Raw genomic sequence first — 19,167 nt, 5'->3', positions numbered from 1 at the left:
CGTCAGCGGCCAAGACCCAGCATGCGCCGGTTGGCGACTTCGTCGGTACCCCCTGCGGCGAAGTCGTCGAAGGCCTTCTCGGTGACGCGGATGATATGGGCGGCGATGAACTCCGCCCCCTCGCGCGCGCCGTCCTCGGGATGCTTCAGCGCGCATTCCCATTCGAGCACGGCCCAGGAATCGTAGTCGTACTGCGCCAGCTTGGAGAAGATGCCGCCGAAGTCGACCTGGCCGTCGCCGAGCGAGCGGAAGCGGCCGGCCCGGCTCACCCAGGGCTCATAGCCGCCATAGACGCCGACGCGCCCGTTCGGATTGAACTCGGCGTCCTTCACATGGAAGGCCTTGATGCGCTCGTGGTAGATGTCGATGAAGGCGAGATAATCGAGCTGCTGCAGCAGGAAATGGCTGGGGTCGTAGTTGATGCAGGCGCGCTTATGGCCGCCGACCGCGTCGACGAAGCGCTCGAAGGTCGCCCCGTCATGGACATCCTCGCCCGGATGGATCTCGTAGCAGAGGTCGACGCCGGCTTCGTCATAAGTGTCGAGGATCGGGCGCCAGCGCTTGCCGAGCTCTTCGAAGGCAGTTTCGACCAGGCCGGCCGGGCGCTGCGGCCAAGGGTAGACGAAGGGCCAGGCGAGCGCGCCGGTGAAGCTGACATTGGCGGAGAGCCCGAGCCGGCGCGAGGCTTTCGCGCCGAGCTTCATCTGCTCGACCGCCCATTCCTGCCGCACCTTCGGATTGCCGCGCACGGCAGGGACGGCGAAGCCGTCGAAGGCTTCGTCGAAGGCGGGATGGACGGCGACGAGCTGGCCCTGAAGATGGGTCGATAGCTCGGTGATCGACAGGCCGTATTGGGCGAGCGTGCCCTTGACCTCGTCGCAATAGGCATCGGACCCGGCGGCCTTGGCGAGGTCGAACAGCCTTGCGTCCCAGCTCGGGATCTGCACGCCCTTGTAGCCGAGCGAGGCGGCCCAGCGGCCGATCGCGTCGAGCGAGTTGAACGGCGCCGCGTCACCGGCGAACTGGGCGAGGAAAAGCCCGGGCCCCTTCATGGTCTTCATCGCGACCCTCCCGACAGCGCGGCCCCTTGCCGGAGCTCGCGATCGACCGCCTGATTGGCGATGTAATCGATTGCAGGAATGTAGCGGGGCAGCGCTTCCTGTCAAACCGGGTTGATTGGATCGTGTTTGATCGGGATGCGCCCGGCAAGGCCTATAGCATACGAGAACACCGCCGCGCGGCTGCGCGGCGGTGCCGATAGCTAAAGGGAGGCTCAGCGCTCGATCATCTTGTTCCAGCGGCTGTTCCACTCCGGCCGCTTGGCGTTGATCTGGTCCCAGTCGAGGGTGACGGCCGTCTTCATGTTGGCATGGAAGGTCTCGAGCTTCTTTTCGGCCTCGGGCGTCGTCGCCTTGGCCTTGGTGTTCGAGGGCACGATGTTGCCGGCGGCGAGCGCCTTGGACTGGGCCTCCGGCGAGAGCAGATAGGCGGCGAGCTTCTGCGCCAGCTCCGACTCGGAATTCTTGGCGATGACGCATTGGGCGACCATCAGCACGACCGAGCCTTCCTTGGGCTGGGCGTATTCGACGCCGATGCCCTTTTCCTTCAGTGTCGAGATGCCGGTCGGCGTTAGCGGGAAGATCGCAGCTTCGCCGGTCTGGGCCATCTCGGCGATCTTGGCCGAGCTCGGGATGAATTCGAGCACGTTCTTGCCGATGGTGTCGCGGAACTTGGTGAAGCCCGGCTCGACATTGGCCTCGGTGCCGCCCTGGATGCGGTTGAACATCAGGAAGGCGTGCAGGCCGAAGGAGGAGGCCGAGGCCGACTGGAACACGACCTTGCCCTTGTACTTGGGATCGGCGAGGTCCATCCACGAGGTCGGCGCCGCCCAGCCCTTCTCGTCGAACAGCTTCTTGTTGTAGCCGAGCCCGGTCATGCCGAGATCGATGCCGACCGCCATGTCGTCCTTCATGCGCGAGCCGGGTGTGAGATCGGCGAGCTCGGGACCCGGCTTCAGCTTGTCGCAGAGGCCGGCGCCAATGGCGCGGACCATGACGCCGTCATCGAGGAACATGACGTGCATCTGCGGCTTGTCCTTGGCCGCGGTCGCCTTGGCGAGGATGTCCGAGGAGGTGCCGGGCACGACCACGACCTTGACGTCATTGGCCTTCTCGAAATCCGGGAAGACGGCCTGCGTGAAGGTCTTCTCGAAATTGCCGCCGTTCATGCCGACATAGAGCGTCTTGGACTGGGCGAAGGCGCTGCCGGCGGCGGCAAGCGCCATGGTGGCGACGCCGGCTGCCAGGATGGTGCGATAGCTGGTCATGGTCTCAACTCCCCTCTAGTGCTGCGGCTCTTGGTTTTGCCCCGCACCCGAGCCAGCGTCGGTACGGGCGGAATCCTGCTTGAAGCGGCCGATCGAGAAGGCTGCGATCGGAGTCTGTGCTTCGCCGTCGCGGACGAGCTCGGCGAGCACCTCGCCGACGCCGGGCGCGATCTGGAAGCCTGCGCCGGTGAAGCCGAAGGCGTGGATCAGGCCGGGCGTCGTCGCGCTCAAGCCGATCACTGGATTCTTGTCCGGCATGGCCCCTTCCGTACCGCTCCAGAAGCGGATCGCCTGGGCATGGCGTAGACCCGGGAACAGTGCGGCGGCGTTGTTCATGATTGCGATCGCGCCATCACCGCGCGGCCGCGAGAAATCGATATCCGCCAACGGCAAGGCGCGCTCGCCGCCGACTACGACATTGCCGCGCTCGACCTGGCGGGCATAGATGCCGCCGCCCTCCATGCCGATATTGACCGACATCACCTGCTCCATCGGCTCGGTGACGACCATGGACGGGTAGATGCGCGAGAGCGGCACCGGCTCGCCGAAACTCTCGGCGAAGGGGCCGGCCCAGGCGCCGGCGCTGTTGATGACGAAGCGGGCGCGCAGGCTGAGGTTGCCGGCTGCTTCCAGCACGAAACCCTCGCCATCGCGGGTCACTCCCTCGACGGCCATGTTCTCCAGCACCTCGACGCCGGCCCGGCGCGCCGCAGCGGCGAAGCCGGTCGAGACCAGGCGTGGATTGGCGTGGCCGTCGCCCGCACAGAAGGAGGCGCCGACGACGCCGTCGCCGATCCAGCCAAAGCGCTCGCGCAGGCCGTTATGGCCGATCAGTTCGAGGTCGAGGCCCTGCTCGGCGACGGCTTGCGCATAGGCTTCGAGCGAGGCCATGTCGGCTTCGCCGCGGGCAAGCTTGAGATGGCCGGAGCGCAGGAATTCGCCGTCGATGCCGATCAGCGCCCTGAGCCGCGGCCAGACCGCATGGGCCCGCTGCGACAGCGGCAATTGCTCGATCGGGCGGCCCTGGCGGCGCACGCCGCCATAGTTCACGCCCGAGGCCTGCGCGCCGCAAAAACCCTTGTCGAGCAGGGCGACCGCAAAGCCCATGCCGCGCAGCGCCAGCGCGGCCGAGGAGCCGACGAGGCCGCCGCCGATGATCGCGACGTCGACTGCGAGGCGCCGGCTCATTCCGCCGCCTCCTGCTGCGCGGACAGCGCGAGCGTCAGCGGCACCGGCTTGACCGGCGCCTGGCCGCGCAGGCGGCCGACGGCCTCGATGCCGCTGCCGGTCTCATGCGCCAGCAATTCGGCTGCGGCGGCGCCGCAGATGCGACCCTGACAGCGGCCCATGCCGACGCGGCTCACCGCCTTCAGCCGGTTGAGATCGTGCAAGCCAAATTGGCCGATGGCGGCGCGGATATCTCCGGCAGTGACTTCCTCGCAGCGGCAGAGCGTGGTGCTGTCGGCGACGTCGCGCATCCAATGCGCAGGGAAGGGGAAGGCCGCTTCCAGCACCTCGCGGAAGCGGCCGATGTGGGCAAGCTCCGCCTCCAGCGCAGCGGCGCGGGCGGCGTCATTGGGCAGACCGCGATCCTGCAAGAGGGCGAGCGCGGCACGCTCGCCGGCGCGCTCGGCCGCGTCCGCTCCGGCGATGCCAGCGCCGTCGCCGGCGATGTAGACGCCGGGCACGCTGGTACGGCCTGCCGCGTCGCGCTCGGGCAGGGCGGCGCGGTCGCGCTGGTCGAAGGCGAAGCGGCAGCCGGCAAGATCGGCGAGTTGGGTTTCGGAGCGCAGGGCAAGACCGTAGCCGATGCCGTCGCAGGCGAGCCGGTGCTCCATCCCATCCTGGCGCCAGGCGATCGCCTCGGCCTTGTTTGCGCCCTCGATGCGGACATCGCCGACGCCGTAATGCAGGCCGACGCCGCCCAGCTTCAGTTCGGCGGTCATGCGCATGCCGCGCAGCACGATCCCCGGGAAGAGCGGCAGGCCGTGCAGCAGGTTGAACTTGGCGGAGAAGGGCGCGGTGTCGAGCACGGCCGCGACCCTGGCTCCGGCCTTCATGTACTGCCAGGCGACGAGATAGAGCAGCGGCCCGGAGCCGAGGAAGACGATACGAGAGCCGATGGCGCAACCCTGGCTCTTGAGCGCGATCTGGGCGCCGCCCAAGGTGAAGACGCCGGGCAGGGTCCAGCCGGGGATCGGCAGGATGCGGTCGGTCGCGCCGGTCGCAAGGACGAGCCCGTCATAGGCGACCTGCCGGCTGGTGCCCGCGACCATGATGTCGGCCCGGCCGTCGCTGATGTTCCAGAGCAGCGCCTGCGGCCAGGAGTCGAGCTTGCCGTCGAGCGCGGCGAAGTCGCGATGCAGTGCCTCGGCCTTCGCCGCTTCCGAGCCGTAGAGGTCGCGGCTCGAGCGCCCATCCGGGACGAGGCGCTGGCGGTAGATCTGGCCGCCGCAGGCGGGCGCCTCGTCGACCACGAGCGGACGCAAGCCCGCTGCGACCAGCGCCTGCGCCGCGCGGATACCGGCCGGGCCGGCACCGACGATCAGCGGCTGCGGGCGCTCCCTCATGCCGCCCTCGCGCGGCGGGTGAGGATACGCATGCCGGGGCTGAGCGCGGTCGAGCAGGCGCGCAGGCGTTCGCCGCTCTCGAGCACGATCCAGCAATCCTGGCAGGCGCCCATCTGGCAAAAGCCGGCACGCGGCGAGGCCGAGAACTCGCTGAGGCGCAGACGTTCGGCATGCGTGAGGATCGCGGTCAGGACGGTGTCGCCGGCGCGGCCTTCGCAAGGTTCGCCGTCGAGGGTGAAGGGGATGGCCGGGTGTTCGGCGCGGGTTATGCGGCGCAGGAGCGGCATGTCACTTCTGCCCGACCAGAATCTTGTCGAGGCCGAAGGCACGGTCGAGCACCAGCATGGCGGCGGCGGTGAGCGCGATCATCAGCGCCGAGACCGCGGCCATCATGGGATCGATCGATTCAGTCGCGTACATGTACATCCGCACCGGCAGCGTCACCGTCTGCGGCGACGTGACGAAGATCGACATGGTGAGTTCGTCGAAGCTGTTGATGAAGGCGAGCAGCCAGCCGCCGGTGATGCCGGGCAGGATCATCGGCGCGGTGACGCGCTGGAACACCGTCCAGTGCGAGGCGCCCAGCGTCATCGCCGCCTGTTCGGCCGAGCGGTCGAGCCCGGTGAAGGCCGCCATCACGAGGCGCAGCACATAGGGCGTGATCACCACGACATGGCAGGCCACCAGCCAGCCGAAGCTGCCGGTCGCCCCGATCAGCGCGAAGAGCCTCAAGAAAGCGACACCGAGCACGAGGTGCGGGATGATCAGCGGCGAGAGGAAGAGCGCGTTCAGCGCGTTGCGGCCGGGGAAGTCGTAGCGGTCGATCGCCAGCGCCGCCGGTACCGAGATCGCAACCGAGAGCGTCGCGGCGAGGCTCGCCAGCCAGAGGCTGTTGACGAAGGAGGCGACGAAGTCGGGATGCTCGAAGATCGCCTTGAACCAGCGCAGCGAGAAGCTGGTGGTCGGGATCGAGAGCGTGTTTTCCGGCGTGAAGGCGACGAGGCAGATCACCACGAGGGGCGCCAGCACGAAGGCGACGACGAGCGTATGGAAGAGGAGCGCGACGGGGCCGTTCTTCTGCATCGGGCTCACCCCAAAGCCTTGCGGGCGCGCGTCTCGATGACGCGGTTATAGGCCAGCATGATCACGAGATTGGCGGCGAGGACGATGATCGCGATCGTCGCGCCGAGCGGCCAGTTCAGCTCGTGCATGTATTCGTCATAGACCAGCGTTGCCGCCATCTTGAGCCGGCGCCCGCCGAGCAGGCCGGGAATGGCGAAGGCCGAGGCCGAAAGGCCGAAGACGATCAGGCTGCCCGAAAGCATGCCGAGCGAGACCTGCGGCAGCACCACCCGGCGTAGCGCGGTGAAATGCGAGGCGCCGAGGCTCCAGGCGGCGGCCTCGACCATCGGATCGAGTTTCTGCAGCGCGGTCCAGACCGGGATCACCATGAAGGGCAGCATGACGTGGACGAGCGCGATGACGATCGCGGTCTCGGTGTAGAGCAGGCGCGCACTCTCGAAGCCGAGCCCCTGCAGCGCCTGGTTCACCAGACCGGTCGAGCCGAGCAGCATGCTCCAGCCGAAGGCGCGGACGACGACCGAGACCAGCAGCGGCCCGATGATCACCAGGAGGAAGACCGAGCGCCAGGGATCGCGCATCCGCGACAGGATATAGGCCTCAGGCGCGCCGATGAGGGCGCAGATCAACGTAGTGAGGCCGGCGAGCCGCAGCGTGCGCCAGAAGATGCCGAGATAGTAGTCGTCCGAGAATACGGCCGCATAGTGGGCGAGGGTGAACTCGTTCTTGATGCCGGTCGTGTGGTCATAGACGTGGAAGGACAGGATCACCGTCAGCACGAGCGGCAGGATGATCAGCCCGAGGAAGAGCAGCGCGCCCGGCCCGGCGAGCCAGAACGGTGTCGCCGCGGAGCGCCCGACGCTCATGCCGCCGCTCCCTGAGCCAGCGGCTCGATGCGCAGGCTGAGCGGTGCCCAGTCGAGCGCGACCTTGGCGCCTTCGCGGGCCGGCTCCTCGCCGTCGTTCGGAGCCGAGACCAGGATGGCGCCCGCCGCGGTCTCGACCGTGAACAGCCAGGAGCCGCCGAGGAAGAAGCGATTGGCGATCGTGCCGTCGAGCCGGCCTTGCCCTGCCGGCTTCAGCGCGATCTTCTCCGGCCGGATCGAAAGTGCGATCGCCTGTTCTTCGGCAAGCCCGCTCGTTTCGGCCGGCAGAGCGATGCCGGCGATCTCCGCCGCGCCCCTGCGCCAGATGCCCTCCAGCCGGTTCATCTTGCCGACGAAGGTGGAAATGAACGGCGTCGCCGGGTTCTCATAGAGCTTGTAGGGGGCGTCGACCTGCGTCATCCGGCCCTGCTCCATCACCACGACGCGGTCGCTGATCGAGAGCGCTTCGGCCTGGTCGTGCGTCACCATGATCGTGGTAGTGCCGACGCGCTGCTGGATGCGACGCAATTCGAACTGCATCTCCTCGCGCAATTTGGCGTCGAGATTGGAAAGCGGCTCGTCGAGCAGCAGCACCGGCGGCTGGATGACAAGAGCGCGGGCGATGGCGACGCGCTGGCGCTGGCCGCCGGAGAGTTGGCGCGGATAGCGCTCTGAAAAGCCGCCGAGATGGACGAGGCCGAGCATGGTCGCGACGCGCTCGTCGCGCTCTGCCTTGGCGACCTTGCGCATCTCAAGGCCGAAGGCGACGTTCTCAGCTACCGTCATGTGCGGGAAGAGCGCATAGCTCTGGAAGACGATGCCGAGGCCGCGTTTGTTCGGTGTCTCGCGGGTGATGTCGCGACCGTCGAGGGTGATTGTGCCGGTGGTCGGCTCGACCAGCCCGGCGATCATCTGCAGGGTCGTGGTCTTGCCGCAGCCGGAAGGACCGAGCAGCGAGACGAACTCGCCCTTGGCGACGCTGAGGTCGATGTCGCGTGCTGCGGCGAAATCGCCGTAGATCTTGCTCAGCTTTTCCAGCGTCAGGAAGCCCATGACCTCTCCCGCTTGGCTCGCCCCGCCCACACATCGGGGTCTTTTGCCCTCGTGTTTTTCAGAAGCCGCGCCGATGGGATTTCGTCAACGAATAATTCCACATGAGAGAATTTTAATCTCATAAATTCCATTATACGAAATTTATTGCGACAACATGCGGGGATGATTAGCGTGGGTGGATGACTGATTCTGTCGAGCCTCTTTCCAGCCTGCGCCGCGCGCTCGGCCTGCTGCGCCTCGTCGGCGCGGCCGATGCCGGTGGCATCCGCCTGAAGGACCTCGCCGAGCAGGCCGGCTGCAGCCAGCCGACGGCCCATCGCGCCTTGCAGGACCTCTCCGCCGAGGGCTTCGTCGAGCAGATCGGCAAACGCTACCGGCTGGCGCTCGACCTCTTCGTGCTGGCGGCGCGGGCCGGCCATGCCGACGGCCTGCGCAACCTCGCCAAGCCGGTGCTGCTGCGCCTCTCGGCGACGCTGACCGACACGATCTTTCTGCTTGTGCGAAACGGCTATGAAGCCGTCTGCCTCGACCGGATCGAGGGGCCGTTCCCGATCCGCTCCTTCACCGGCGACATCGGCGGCAAGGTGCCGCTCGGGCTGGGGCAGGGAAGTCTCGCCATCCTCGCCCATCTGCCGGAGGCCGAGCGCGAGGCGGTGATCCGCTTCAATGTACCGCGCCTGCTCGATCGCGGCTTCCTCGACGAGGCGGCACTGCGGGTGGAATTGGAAAAGGCGCGTGCGCAAGGCTGGGTCAATCTCAACACCGGGCTGATCCCGGGCATGGCGGGCTTGGGCGTGCCGGTCTTCGATGCGCAGGGACGCGCCGTCGCCGCGCTCAGTGTCGGCACGCTGGTGGATCGGCTTCGGCCCGAGCGCCTGCCCGGTGTCGTCGCCATCCTCAAGGCCGAAGCCGCGACGCTGGGCGCGATGCTCAATCCGTTCGACACGGCGCTGCGCCACCCATCCCGCAGCCTGAGCGCGGTGGCATGATCCTGGTCTGCGGCGAGGCGCTGGTCGATCTCTTCCTCGATCCGCCCGAGGGAGCCGAAATGGCTGGGCGCGCCGTTGCCGGTGGCTCGCCCTTCAATGTCGCGATCGGCCTGGCGCGGCTCGGCCTGCCAGTGGGCTATCTCGGTGCGATCTCGCTAGATGGTATCGGCGCGATGCTGGCCGAGCGGCTGCGGCAGGAAGGCGTCGATGGCCGCTTCATCGTCCGCAGCGATCGATTGTCGACGATATCGGCCGTCGCGACGGGAGCGGACGGGCAGCCGAGCTACAGCTTCCATGGCGAGGGCGCGGCCGATCGTTTCCTGATGTCGGCTGAGCTGCCGTCCGCGCTACCGCCGGAGGTGCGCGCGCTCAGCTTCGGTTCCTACAGCATGGCGGTCGAGCCCACGGGCGCGACGCTCGCCTCGCTGGCCGAGCGCGAGCATGGCCGGCTCGTGATCAGCGTGGATCCGAACCTGAGGCCGAGCGTGGTGCCGGACATGGCGCTATGGGCACGTGCGGCCGAGCGCTTCTACCGCGCGGCGACCATCATCAAGGCGAGCGACGAGGATGTCCATATCGCCTGGGGCGGCCGACTGTCGCTGCAGGAGGCCGCCGCCTATTGGCTTGGGCTTGGTGCGAAGCTGGTAGTGATCACGCGCGGCGCGGACGGCGCGGTCGGCTTTTGCGCCGGCGGACAGGTCGAGCTGCCGGGCAGGGCTGTCGATGTCCGCGATACTGTAGGCGCCGGCGACAGCTTTCATGCCGCATTGCTCGCGCGGCTGTCGCAGACCGACCGGCTGAGCATCGAAGGCGTCGCTGCGCTCGATCAAGTGGCGCTGGGGGAATTGTTGAACTACGCCGCGACCGCTGCGTCCATAACCGTCGGCCGGCGCGGAGCCGATCTGCCGAAAGCGGTAGAGATAGAAGCGGAACTCGCCCGTTCGGGCTGACGCTCCTCCTTCTGCATGTCCGCCCGGCCCGGCTGCTGCCGTGACCTCGCCGCTATCGATATGCTACCTCGGCTTGTCGCTGCGGCGGCCGATCGCAATCGCCACGGAGAATGATCGTGCTGGAGAAGGCCTGGGCGGATCTCGCCGCGCATCGCAACCGAACCGTATCGCAGCATCTGCGCGAGCTCTTTGCTGCCGATCCGCAGCGCTTTTCCAGCTTTTCTGCCCGGCTCGACGACCTGCTGCTCGACTATTCCAAGACGGCGGTGACGCCTGAGACCATCGACTTGCTGCTGGCGCTCGCCCAGGCGGCCGATGTCGAAGCCAAGCGCGATGCCATGTTCGCTGGCGAGCCGATCAACACCACCGAGGGGCGTGCGGTGCTGCATACGGCGCTGCGCAACCAGTCCGGCCGGCCCGTCAAGGTCGATGGCGTCGACGTGATGCCGGAAGTGAACGCGGTCCTGGAGCGGATGTCCGCCTTCGCTGATGGTATCCGCAGCGGCACCATCGCGGCTGCCAATGGCGAGCGCTTCAGCGATGTCGTCAATATCGGCATCGGCGGTTCCGATCTTGGGCCTGTGATGGCGACGCTGGCGCTGGCGCCCTACCATGATGGGCCGCGCCTGCATTACGTCTCCAATGTCGACGGCGCCCATATCGCCGATACTCTGGCCAAGCTCGATCCGGCGCGGACGCTGGTGATCGTAGCCTCAAAAACCTTCACCACGATCGAGACCATGACCAATGCCGCGACAGCGCGGCGCTGGATCGCCGGGGCGCTCGGCGAAGAGGCGGTCGCCAAGCACTTCGCCGCGGTCTCGACTGCGCTCGACAAGGTCGCGGCCTTCGGCATCCAGCCCGACCGGATCTTCGGTTTCTGGGACTGGGTCGGCGGGCGCTACTCGGTCTGGTCGGCGATCGGCCTGCCGGTGATGATCGCGATCGGCCCTAAGAACTTCCGCGCCTTCCTCGCCGGCGCGCATGCGATGGACGAGCATTTCCGCACCGCGCCGCTGGCTCAGAACCTGCCCGTGCTGTTCGCTCTGATCGGGCTCTGGCATCGCGAGAGCTGTGGCTATCCGGCCCGCGCGGTCCTGCCTTACGACCAGCGTCTTGCAAGACTGCCGGCCTATCTGCAGCAGCTCGACATGGAGTCGAACGGCAAGCGCGTGCACAAGGCCGGCGGTGCGGTGACGCGGCCGACCGGCCCGCTGGTCTGGGGCGAGCCCGGCACCAACGGCCAGCACGCCTTCTTCCAGCTGCTGCACCAGGGCACTGACATCATCCCTTGCGAGTTCCTGGTTGCGGCCGAAGGGCATGAGCCGGAGCTCGCCCATCAGCACCGCCTGCTGCTCGCCAACTGCCTCGCCCAGAGCGAGGCGATGATGAAGGGCCGCACGATGGAGGAGGCGAAGGTACAGCTGGCGAAGCAGGGGCTGTCGTCCGACGCGATCGAGCACCTTGCGCCGCACAAGGTCTTCCCCGGCAACCGGCCGAGCGTGACCATCGCCTATCGCAAACTCGACCCGTTCACGCTCGGGCGGTTGATCGCGCTCTATGAGCATCGCGTCTTCGTCGAGGCGGCGGTGTTCGATATCAACGCCTTCGACCAATGGGGCGTCGAGCTCGGCAAGGAGCTGGCGACGGCGCTGCTGCCGGTGATCGAGGGCAAGGCTCCGGCGGACGCGCATGACGCCTCGACGGCGGGGCTGGCGCGCTATCTGACCGGGCGGTGAGTGCGGCCGTCATTCTCGGGCGAAGCGAAGCGTAGACCCGAGAATCTCATGACAATATGGCAACGACCGGAGCCTCCTCCGGCCTGAGATGCTCGGGTCAAGCCCGAGCATGACGCGTGTCAGGAGCTGCTACTCGGCTGCTTTACATCGCGCTGGGTGATCAGCCTGGCGCTGCGCTGGTCGCGGGCGTGGATCCAGAGCCAGCTTAGCGCGACGCTGAGCCGGTTGCGCACACCGATCAGGAAGTAGATGTGCGCCAGGCCCCAGAGCCACCACGCCAGCCAGCCCTTCAGCTTGACCTTGCCGAAATCGATGATGGCGACGCGCTTGCCAACGGTCGCGAGGCTGCCGGCATGGCTGTAGGCGAAGGGCCGCGGTGCCTTGTCCCCGGCAAGGCGGCGCTTGATCGTCGCGGCGACATGGCGGCCCTGCTGCTTGGCGGCGGGCGCGATGCCGGGCACCGGCTTGCCGTCCTGGTCCATGACGCTTGCAGTGTCGCCGATCACGAAGATCTCGGGATGGTCGGGCACGCTGAGATCGGGCTCGACTTCGACGCGGCCGGCGCGGTCGGTGCGGGCACCCAGCCAGGCGCCGGCCGGCGAGGCGCGCACCCCGGCGGCCCAGATCACCGTCGCTGCCGGCAGAGGCTCCTCGCCGATCACGACGCCGTCTGGCGTGCAGGCGGTGACGGGCGCGCCGGTGCGGACCTCGACGCCGATGCGCTGCAATTCGTGATGCGCATAGGCTGCAAGGTCCGGATCGAAGCTAGGCAGGATGCGCGGGCCGGCCTCGACCAGCACGACCCGGGCCGTGCGGGTGTCGATCCGGCGGAACTCTTCCGGCAAGGTGGCGCGGGCCAGCTCGGCAATGGTGCCGGCGAGTTCGACGCCGGTCGGGCCGGCGCCGATGACGACGAAGGTCAGCAGCGCCGCGCGGCGTTCGGGATCGGCCTCAGCCTCGGCACGCTCGAAGGCGGTGAGGATGCGGCGGCGGATCGTCGTCGCGTCTTCCAGCGTTTTCAGGCCTGGTGCGTAGGTCTCCCAGTCGTCATGGCCGAAATAGGCATGGGTCGCGCCTGTAGCGATGACGAGCGTGTCGTAAGGCAGAATCTCGCCGGTCGAGAGCGCGACCTCGCGTCTGGTGGTGTCGATGCCGGTGACCTCGGCCAGCAGCGTGGTGACGTCGCCACGGCGGCGGAACAGATGCCGGATCGGCCAGGCGATCTCGGAGGTGGCGAGCGAGGCGGTGGCGACCTGGTAGAGCAGGGGCTGGAAGAGATGGTGATTGCGCCGGTCGACGATGGTGATGCGCACGTCCGCGCCGGCGAGACGATGCACGGTCTCCAATCCGGCGAAGCCGCCGCCGATCACCACGACATGATACGGTCCGCTCATCGGCCATCCCTCGTTGCGGCAGGACGAGGGTTTTTTAGCATGACTGCAGGGCCGGGGCTGTAGCTGGCTCTTCAGCACCCGTCCACTTCAGGGAATCCAGCGCCGCGACTGCTCGGCGCGGTCGTCATAGCTCGCCTCGAAGATCGGCGAGGCGAGGGTGGCGCGAACCTTGAGGATGCCGCTGCCGATATTGCGGAAAGCGTGCCGGGCGCCGGCCGGGATCACGATCGACTGGTTGGCGCGCAGGATCAGGCTCTCGCCGCGCAAGGTGATCTCGGCTTCGCCTTCCATCACTTCCAGCACCTCCTCGACGGCGTGGAGATGGAGGGGAGCGCCGAGGCCGGGATCGCAGAACTGTTCGAAGATGCAGAGCTGGGCCGAGCGCACCAGCGCCGAGACCCGCATCAGCGTCATCACGCCCTCGCGCCATTGCTCGAGCGGCTGGGTCTCGTGGTCGAGCGGAATCATGCCGTTGCCTTCTGTGCGAGCCCGACCATTGGCGGCTCATGCGGGATGCGGACCTCTGACGTCGGTTCACCGCTCCAGAGCGATTCCAACTGGGCGACAACATGCCCGCCGAAGCTCTCATACGGAATGCGGATCGAGGTCAGCCAGGGCGCGATCCAGTGGTTGAGCGCATTGCCGTCGACGCCGACCAGCGTGCAGCGCTGCGGGATCGGCACATCGCTTTCGACCGCGAGCCGATAGGCGCCATAGGCGATCAGATCGCTGACGCAGAGCGCGCCTTCAGGCCAGCCGCCCTCCTGCACCAGCGCCTTGGCGGCGGCATAGCCGATCTCGATATGCGACAGGCCGGGCCCGCTGGCGCGCCGGATCGCATCTTCCGGGACACCGCGTGCGACGAGGCGGTCGATGAAGCCCGAGGCGCGTTCCTGCGTGCTCGAGACGTTTTGTGCCGCCATCAGCACGGCCGGGCGCTCGATGCCACGGGCCAGCATGAAGTCGGCTGCATCGGCTCCGGCGGCGCGGTTGTCGATGCCGACATAGGCGCCGCCGCCGAGCGGGTTGTGGCGGGCGACGAAGACCATCGGGTCGCCGCGCTGCAGCGTCTCCTCCAGCCCGCGGCTGCGCACCGCGCTAACCATCACATAGCCGGCTACAAACTGCTCGCGCATCGCCTGGAGATAGTCGTCCTGCAATTCGGCGCGGTCATGCGTGTCGCAGAGGATCATGACGTAGCCGGCGGCGCGCAGCGCCGCCTCGGTCGAGACTGCGATCGCCGCCATGGCCGGGTTGTCGAGATTGGGCGAGAGCATCGCCACGACCCGGCTGGCGCGCTGGCGCAGCGCCCGGCCGACCGGATTCGGTCGATAGCCCAATCGCGCGATCGCCTCCTCGACACGAGCCACCGTCTCGGGTGAAGCGCGCCCGCTCTCGCCGTTGACGATACGCGACACCGTCGAGATCGAGACGCCGGTATCCTCCGCGACCGTGGTGAGCGATGCCGAACCGTGATGTGCCCTGGCGACCCTGGTCTTCATCGCGCTCCATCCCCGATTCTGCGCCCGGAGTACGCGCCATTCAGATCGCCCCGCGATCTGAATGGCGCGTACTCCTCCCAAAGTGGGAGACGGATTCACCGATCAGGTTGGGACAACCTGATCGGATCCGGCTCCGGCGAACCGGCATCCAAGAGATGCCGGCTCACTTCGGGATTGACAAGCTAGGCAAACGTTTGCCTAAATGATTGTCAAGGTGCTCATCGAGGCGCCGGTTCAGCGGGGAAGGAACGCTCATGCACAGCAAGCATTGGATTTCGGCACTCGCCTTGACGGCCGGCCTCGTCATGGGCGGGATCGCGCAAGCCCAGACCACGGTGCGCATCGCCTGGTATTCCGACGGCAATGAGGGCGAGGTCATCACCGACCTGCTCAAGCGCTTCGAGGCCCAGAACAAGGACATCAAGGTCGTGCTCGACCAGGTGCCCTACAAGGCCATCACCGAGAACCTTCCCGTCCAGCTCGCCTCGGGCCAGGGCCCTGACATCGCCCGTGTCGTCGACCTCGGCGGCATTGCCCGCTACGCGCTCGACCTGCGGCCGCATCTCAAGGACGCGGCCTATTGGGAGAAGAATTTCGGGCCGTTCCTGCCCTGGATGCGCCCCGAGGGCGACGCCAAGGCCATCACCGGCTTCATGACGCAGCTCACTGTCACCGGCCCCTTCGTCAACAAGACGCTGTTCGAACAGGCCGGCATCGCGATGCCGGGCGCCAAGGCGACCTGGGAGGATTGGGGCAAGGCGGTCAAGGACGTCGCGGCCAAGGTCCAGGCGCCGTTCCCGCTGGCGATGGACCGCTCGGGCCACCGCTTCTTCTCGGTGGCGGTTTCCGAGGGCGCCAAGGTCTTCGACGCCAAGGGCGAGCCGGCTGTCATCGACGACGGCTTCAAGCGCGGCGCCAAGCTGGTCTATGACTGGCATCAGAACGGCGTGATGAAGAAGGAGCTCTGGGGCTCGGTCTCCGGAACGGCCTATCGCGGCGCCAATGACGAGTTCAAGAACGCCCAGGTGGTGATGTACCAGTCGGGCTCCTGGCAGATCGCCCAGTTCGACAAGACGGTCGGCGATGCCTTCGACTGGATCGCGGTTCCCTCGCCCTGCGGCGCCGGCAATTGCTCGGGCATGCCGGGCGGGGCCGGTCTCGTCGCGATCAAGACGACCAAGAGCCCGGAAGCCGTCGCCAAGGTGATGGACTACCTTGCCAGCGAGCCGGTGCTGAGCGAGTTCTACGCCCGCTCTCTGTTCGTGCCCGGCCATCTCGGCATTGCCGCCAAGGGCCTCGACTATCAGGGCGCGAGCGCGCCGGCCAAGGCCGCGCTCAAGGTCTTCTCCGACCAGGTCGCGCAGCTCTCGCCGGTCGCCTATCAATTGCAGGGCTATACGAGCAACCGCGTCATCTTCAACGCAGTGATCAGCCGGCTCGGCCAGGCGATCTCGGGCGAGGGCAGCCTCGACGAGGCCTATAAGCGGATGGAATCCGACATCGCCCAGCAGATCGCCGAGCGCAAGAAGTAAGGCGGATGGCCTCCGACGCTCCCATCCCCGCAGCGCAGCCGGAACGCGCCGGCGCAGCGAGCCTCTTCGCCGCGCCGCTCGCGGTCCTGATGCGGCTGATCGACTGGCCGATGCAGGTTCTGCAGCGGCTGATCGGCGAGCGCCGGATGGCCTATGTCTTCCTGCTGCCCAATCTGGTTTTCTTCTCGCTCTTCGTCTTCCTGCCGCTCATCATCAACTTCATCTTCTCGGTGACGGGCGGGGCTGGGCTGTTCCCGTCCGAGCGGCCTTATGTCGGGGCGCAACAATACGCCTATCTCTTCGACTGCGGCTCGTTCCTCGACCCGTCCTCCTGCCGCGAGGATCATTTCTGGCGCGGCGTGTCCAACACCGCCCGCTTCACCGTCTTCCAAGTCACGGCGATGGTGCTGTTCTCGCTGCTGACGGCGGTAGTGCTGAACATGAAGATCAAGGCGCGCGGCTTCTTCCGCGCCGTCTATTTCTTCCCGGTGCTGCTCTCGCCGGTAGTGGTGGCGCTGACCTGGAAATGGATCCTGCAGCGCGATGGCCTGCTCAACGCCGCGATCACCTCGCTCGGCGGCGAGCGCATCCTGTTCCTGGTCGATCCGAGCTGGGCGATGTTCTGGATCGTCTTCGTCTCGATCTGGGCCCATATGGGCTTCTACACGCTGATCCTGCTCGCTGGCCTGCAGGCGATCCCCGCCGATCTCTATGAAGCCGCCGAGATGGATGCGACGCCGCGCTGGCGCACATTCTGGCGCATCACCCTGCCGCTGCTCTGGCCGAACATGATCGTGGTGATCGTGCTGGCGCTGATCCGCGGTGTGCAGACCTTCGACGAGGTCTTCGTCCTGACCGGTGGCGGCCCCGGCACCGCGACGCTGATGGTGGTGCACTACATCTACGAGACTGCCTTCGCCAATCAGGTCCAGAATTTCGGCCTGGCGGCAGCCGCCTCCGTCGTGCTCGGCGTCGTGCTGTTCGCGCTGACGCTGGCCCAGCTCGCGGCGAGCCGTCGCAAGGGGGCAGCATGAACAGGCTTGCCCGCATGGCGGTGGCCCGCCGCAACCCCGGTCGCTGGCATTGGACCGATATCGCGGCCTACGCCTATCTCGCGCTCGGCGTCGTCCTGATGTTCGGGCCGGTGCTCTGGCTCGGCATCTCCTCCTTCAAGACGCAGGCCGGCCTGCTCGAATTCCCGCCCTCGCTGCTGCCGATGTCGCAGAAGGAGGTCCGGGTCGACGGCCATGCCCAGCCGCTGCCGCTGTTCGAAGTGACGATGGAGGACGGCTCCAAGCGGGTGCTGGCGCAGGTCCGCCGCATCGGCATCCAGGCGCAGATGGTCGATCCGGCCAATCCAGGCCAGAGCATTCGCGTGCCGATCGACAAGCGCACCCCGGTGCGCGAGTTCAAGCTCGCCACCGAGAACTACACCGAGCCGCTGGAGCGCTTCGCCTTCACGCGCTTCCTCTGGAACTCGGTCTTCGTCACGGTGGTCGCAACGCTGATCACTTTGGTGATCAACTCGATGGCGGCCTATGCGCTCTCGATCTACGAGTTCCGCGGCAAGACGGCGGTGATGCTGATGGTGATCGGCACGCTGATGATTCCGATCACCATCATTCTGGTGCCGGTCTATCTCGTCATCACCGAGCTCGGTTTGGTCAATTCGCTCTGGGCGGTGATCCTGCCGGGCGCGGCGACGCCGACCGGCGTCTTCCTCTTGCGCCAGTATATGCTGACCCTGCCGCGCGACCTGATCGAGGCGGCGCGCATGGACAAGGCCTCGGAGTGGCAGATCTACTGGCGGATCGTCATGCCGCTCGCCATGCCGGCGCTCGCGGTCCTCGCGATCTTCTCGATCATGTGGCGCTGGAACGAGTTCCTCTGGCCGCTCGCGGTGCTGACCAAGACCGAGGCCTATACGCTGCAGATCGGCCTCAACGCCTTCCAGGGCGAGTTGCAGACGCAATGGCATTACCTGCTCGCGATGACGGTGGTGACGCTGCTGCCGGTCGCGCTGGTCTTCGTCTTCCTGCAGCGCTTCATCACCACCGGCATCGCCAATACGGGAATGAAATAATGGCGGGACTGAGCCTCTCCGGCGTCCGCAAGAGCTATGGCGCGACCACGGTGCTGCATGGCATCGACCTTGACGTCGCCGACGGCGAGTTCGTCGTCTTCGTCGGCCCGTCCGGCTGCGGGAAGTCGACGCTGCTGCGCTCGATCGCCGGGCTGGAGACGATCACCGGCGGGTCGATCGCGATCGATGGGGCTGATGTCACCGGGCTGCCGGCTTCCGAGCGCGGGCTCGCCATGGTGTTCCAGTCCTATGCGCTCTACCCGCATATGAGCGTCTACGCGAACATGGCCTTCGCGCTGGAAAACATGGGCTTCAAGCGCGACGAGATCGACAGAAGGGTGAAGCGCGCCGCCGGCATGCTGCGCCTGACCGATTATCTCGAACGCAAGCCCAAGGCGCTCTCCGGCGGCCAGCGCCAGCGCGTCGCCATTGGCCGCGCCATCGTGCGCGACCCAAAAATCTTCCTGTTCGACGAGCCGCTCTCGAATCTCGATGCGGAACTGCGCGTCGCAACCCGCAAGGAACTCGCCGCGCTGCATGCCGAGATCGGCGGCACGATGATCTACGTCACCCACGACCAGGTCGAGGCGATGACGCTGGCGCACCGCATCGTCGTGCTGCATGGCGGGCGGATTGAACAGGTCGGCACGCCGCTCGAACTCTACAACCGGCCCGACAATCTCTTCGTCGCCGGCTTCATCGGCTCGCCACGCATGAACCTGCTGCCGGGCAAGGTGGTGCGAGCTGGTGCGGTCGCGATCGGCGAGGCTGGTCACGAGGTCGCTTGCGCGACCGGGAGCTTGGCAGCGGGTGCATCGGTCACGCTCGGCATCCGGCCGGAGCACCTCTCGCTCGCCACGCAGGATGGCGGCGTGCCGCTCGCTATCGAGCTGGTCGAGCGCCTCGGCGGCGAGAGCTATCTCTATGGCGCCTCGCCCGGCCTGCCGCAGATCACGCTCCGGCTCGACGGCCAGAGCGAGCACCAGCGCGGCTCCGCCGTCGCGCTCGGCTTCCCGCAGCAGCACCTGCACCTGTTCGACGAGAACGGCCGGGCCGTCCGGTCCTGACGACTGACTAGAGAGAT

18 protein-coding genes are annotated in these 19,167 nt (G+C 67.1%); 7 read left to right on the top strand and 11 right to left on the bottom strand.

The genetic code is table 11. The annotated features are described in order from the left end of the window. Positions 1–2: 2 nt before the first annotated feature. The 8 genes from AC1DS0_RS23130 to AC1DS0_RS23095 all read right to left on the bottom strand — a co-directional run bounded on the left by AC1DS0_RS23130 (position 3) and on the right by AC1DS0_RS23095 (position 7,894). Complete coding sequence (locus tag AC1DS0_RS23130) at positions 3–1,061, bottom strand: sugar phosphate isomerase/epimerase family protein (RefSeq protein ID WP_476816600.1); 1,059 nt, start codon at positions 1,059–1,061, stop codon at positions 3–5. Positions 1,062–1,273: 212 nt separating this feature from the next. Further along, positions 1,274–2,326 carry an ABC transporter substrate-binding protein gene (locus AC1DS0_RS23125; protein ID WP_476816599.1) on the bottom strand — a complete coding sequence of 351 codons (1,053 nt, stop codon included), beginning with the start codon at positions 2,324–2,326 and terminating at the stop codon, positions 1,274–1,276. A 15-nt stretch (positions 2,327–2,341) separates the two neighbouring features. Further along, positions 2,342–3,514, bottom strand: coding sequence for an NAD(P)/FAD-dependent oxidoreductase (locus AC1DS0_RS23120; RefSeq protein ID WP_476816598.1), 1,173 nt, complete (start codon positions 3,512–3,514; stop codon positions 2,342–2,344). Continuing rightward, a complete protein-coding gene (locus AC1DS0_RS23115) occupies positions 3,511–4,896 on the bottom strand; it encodes an FAD/NAD(P)-dependent oxidoreductase (RefSeq protein ID WP_476816597.1) in 1,386 nt (461 codons plus the stop codon). The genes AC1DS0_RS23120 and AC1DS0_RS23115 overlap by 4 nt, the downstream gene beginning before the upstream one ends. Next, positions 4,893–5,183, bottom strand: coding sequence for a (2Fe-2S)-binding protein (locus AC1DS0_RS23110; RefSeq protein WP_476816596.1), 291 nt, complete (start codon positions 5,181–5,183; stop codon positions 4,893–4,895). Before AC1DS0_RS23110 ends, AC1DS0_RS23115 begins: the two co-directional genes overlap by 4 nt. A 1-nt stretch (position 5,184) precedes the next feature. Further along, entirely contained in the window at positions 5,185–5,979 is a 795-nt protein-coding gene (locus AC1DS0_RS23105) for an ABC transporter permease (RefSeq protein WP_476816595.1), read from the bottom strand. Between the two features lie 5 nt (positions 5,980–5,984). Next, entirely contained in the window at positions 5,985–6,842 is an 858-nt protein-coding gene (locus AC1DS0_RS23100; RefSeq protein WP_476816594.1) for an ABC transporter permease, read from the bottom strand. Continuing rightward, a complete protein-coding gene (locus AC1DS0_RS23095; protein ID WP_476816593.1) occupies positions 6,839–7,894 on the bottom strand; it encodes an ABC transporter ATP-binding protein in 1,056 nt (351 codons plus the stop codon). Before AC1DS0_RS23095 ends, AC1DS0_RS23100 begins: the two co-directional genes overlap by 4 nt. A gap of 179 nt (positions 7,895–8,073) precedes the next feature. On the opposite strand from AC1DS0_RS23095, the gene AC1DS0_RS23090 reads away from it, so the two are divergent. The 3 genes from AC1DS0_RS23090 to pgi all read left to right on the top strand — a co-directional run bounded on the left by AC1DS0_RS23090 (position 8,074) and on the right by pgi (position 11,572). Next, positions 8,074–8,883, top strand: a complete 810-nt coding sequence (locus tag AC1DS0_RS23090) for an IclR family transcriptional regulator (protein ID WP_476816592.1) — start codon at positions 8,074–8,076, stop codon at positions 8,881–8,883. Continuing rightward, positions 8,880–9,833, top strand: coding sequence for a carbohydrate kinase family protein (locus tag AC1DS0_RS23085; protein ID WP_476816591.1), 954 nt, complete (start codon positions 8,880–8,882; stop codon positions 9,831–9,833). The genes AC1DS0_RS23090 and AC1DS0_RS23085 overlap by 4 nt, the downstream gene beginning before the upstream one ends. 110 nt (positions 9,834–9,943) lie before the next feature. Beyond that, entirely contained in the window at positions 9,944–11,572 is a 1,629-nt protein-coding gene (gene pgi / locus AC1DS0_RS23080) for a glucose-6-phosphate isomerase (protein WP_476816590.1), read from the top strand. Positions 11,573–11,691: 119 nt separating this feature from the next. On the opposite strand, the gene AC1DS0_RS23075 is transcribed toward pgi, so the two are convergent. From AC1DS0_RS23075 to AC1DS0_RS23065, 3 genes are all read right to left on the bottom strand, one after another. Further along, positions 11,692–12,966, bottom strand: coding sequence for an NAD(P)/FAD-dependent oxidoreductase (locus AC1DS0_RS23075; RefSeq protein ID WP_476816589.1), 1,275 nt, complete (start codon positions 12,964–12,966; stop codon positions 11,692–11,694). 87 nt (positions 12,967–13,053) lie between these two features. Next, entirely contained in the window at positions 13,054–13,434 is a 381-nt protein-coding gene (locus tag AC1DS0_RS23070) for a cupin domain-containing protein (protein ID WP_476816588.1), read from the bottom strand. Then, entirely contained in the window at positions 13,431–14,468 is a 1,038-nt protein-coding gene (locus AC1DS0_RS23065) for a LacI family DNA-binding transcriptional regulator (protein WP_476816587.1), read from the bottom strand. The genes AC1DS0_RS23070 and AC1DS0_RS23065 overlap by 4 nt, the downstream gene beginning before the upstream one ends. Before the next feature lie 254 nt (positions 14,469–14,722). On the opposite strand from AC1DS0_RS23065, the gene AC1DS0_RS23060 reads away from it, so the two are divergent. The 4 genes from AC1DS0_RS23060 to AC1DS0_RS23045 are packed head-to-tail and all read left to right on the top strand — an operon-like array spanning position 14,723 to position 19,150. Next, complete coding sequence (locus AC1DS0_RS23060) at positions 14,723–16,000, top strand: ABC transporter substrate-binding protein (protein ID WP_476816586.1); 1,278 nt, start codon at positions 14,723–14,725, stop codon at positions 15,998–16,000. Between the two features lie 5 nt (positions 16,001–16,005). Beyond that, positions 16,006–17,034, top strand: a complete 1,029-nt coding sequence (locus AC1DS0_RS23055) for a carbohydrate ABC transporter permease (RefSeq protein WP_476816585.1) — start codon at positions 16,006–16,008, stop codon at positions 17,032–17,034. Next, positions 17,031–18,083, top strand: coding sequence for a carbohydrate ABC transporter permease (locus AC1DS0_RS23050; protein WP_476816584.1), 1,053 nt, complete (start codon positions 17,031–17,033; stop codon positions 18,081–18,083). The genes AC1DS0_RS23055 and AC1DS0_RS23050 overlap by 4 nt, the downstream gene beginning before the upstream one ends. Then, positions 18,083–19,150, top strand: a complete 1,068-nt coding sequence (locus AC1DS0_RS23045; protein WP_476816583.1) for an ABC transporter ATP-binding protein — start codon at positions 18,083–18,085, stop codon at positions 19,148–19,150. Before AC1DS0_RS23050 ends, AC1DS0_RS23045 begins: the two co-directional genes overlap by 1 nt. Positions 19,151–19,167: the final 17 nt, after the last annotated feature.

It is taken from the genome of Allobosea sp. P4_H5, from assembly GCF_056400825.1.
This window is presented reverse-complemented; position numbering and strand designations above follow the sequence as displayed.

Coding starts and splice junctions, on each gene's coding strand:
- pgi (WP_476816590.1), top strand. CDS start 9,944: ATGATCGTGCTGGAGAAGGCCTGGGCGGATCTCGCCGCGCATCGCAAC.
- AC1DS0_RS23125 (WP_476816599.1), bottom strand. CDS start 2,326: ATGACCAGCTATCGCACCATCCTGGCAGCCGGCGTCGCCACCATGGCG.
- AC1DS0_RS23130 (WP_476816600.1), bottom strand. CDS start 1,061: ATGAAGACCATGAAGGGGCCCGGGCTTTTCCTCGCCCAGTTCGCCGGT.
- AC1DS0_RS23065 (WP_476816587.1), bottom strand. CDS start 14,468: ATGAAGACCAGGGTCGCCAGGGCACATCACGGTTCGGCATCGCTCACC.
- AC1DS0_RS23055 (WP_476816585.1), top strand. CDS start 16,006: ATGGCCTCCGACGCTCCCATCCCCGCAGCGCAGCCGGAACGCGCCGGC.
- AC1DS0_RS23115 (WP_476816597.1), bottom strand. CDS start 4,896: ATGAGGGAGCGCCCGCAGCCGCTGATCGTCGGTGCCGGCCCGGCCGGT.
- AC1DS0_RS23070 (WP_476816588.1), bottom strand. CDS start 13,434: ATGATTCCGCTCGACCACGAGACCCAGCCGCTCGAGCAATGGCGCGAG.
- AC1DS0_RS23050 (WP_476816584.1), top strand. CDS start 17,031: ATGAACAGGCTTGCCCGCATGGCGGTGGCCCGCCGCAACCCCGGTCGC.
- AC1DS0_RS23045 (WP_476816583.1), top strand. CDS start 18,083: ATGGCGGGACTGAGCCTCTCCGGCGTCCGCAAGAGCTATGGCGCGACC.
- AC1DS0_RS23095 (WP_476816593.1), bottom strand. CDS start 7,894: ATGGGCTTCCTGACGCTGGAAAAGCTGAGCAAGATCTACGGCGATTTC.
- AC1DS0_RS23075 (WP_476816589.1), bottom strand. CDS start 12,966: ATGAGCGGACCGTATCATGTCGTGGTGATCGGCGGCGGCTTCGCCGGA.
- AC1DS0_RS23120 (WP_476816598.1), bottom strand. CDS start 3,514: ATGAGCCGGCGCCTCGCAGTCGACGTCGCGATCATCGGCGGCGGCCTC.
- AC1DS0_RS23110 (WP_476816596.1), bottom strand. CDS start 5,183: ATGCCGCTCCTGCGCCGCATAACCCGCGCCGAACACCCGGCCATCCCC.
- AC1DS0_RS23100 (WP_476816594.1), bottom strand. CDS start 6,842: ATGAGCGTCGGGCGCTCCGCGGCGACACCGTTCTGGCTCGCCGGGCCG.
- AC1DS0_RS23090 (WP_476816592.1), top strand. CDS start 8,074: ATGACTGATTCTGTCGAGCCTCTTTCCAGCCTGCGCCGCGCGCTCGGC.
- AC1DS0_RS23085 (WP_476816591.1), top strand. CDS start 8,880: ATGATCCTGGTCTGCGGCGAGGCGCTGGTCGATCTCTTCCTCGATCCG.
- AC1DS0_RS23105 (WP_476816595.1), bottom strand. CDS start 5,979: ATGCAGAAGAACGGCCCCGTCGCGCTCCTCTTCCATACGCTCGTCGTC.
- AC1DS0_RS23060 (WP_476816586.1), top strand. CDS start 14,723: ATGCACAGCAAGCATTGGATTTCGGCACTCGCCTTGACGGCCGGCCTC.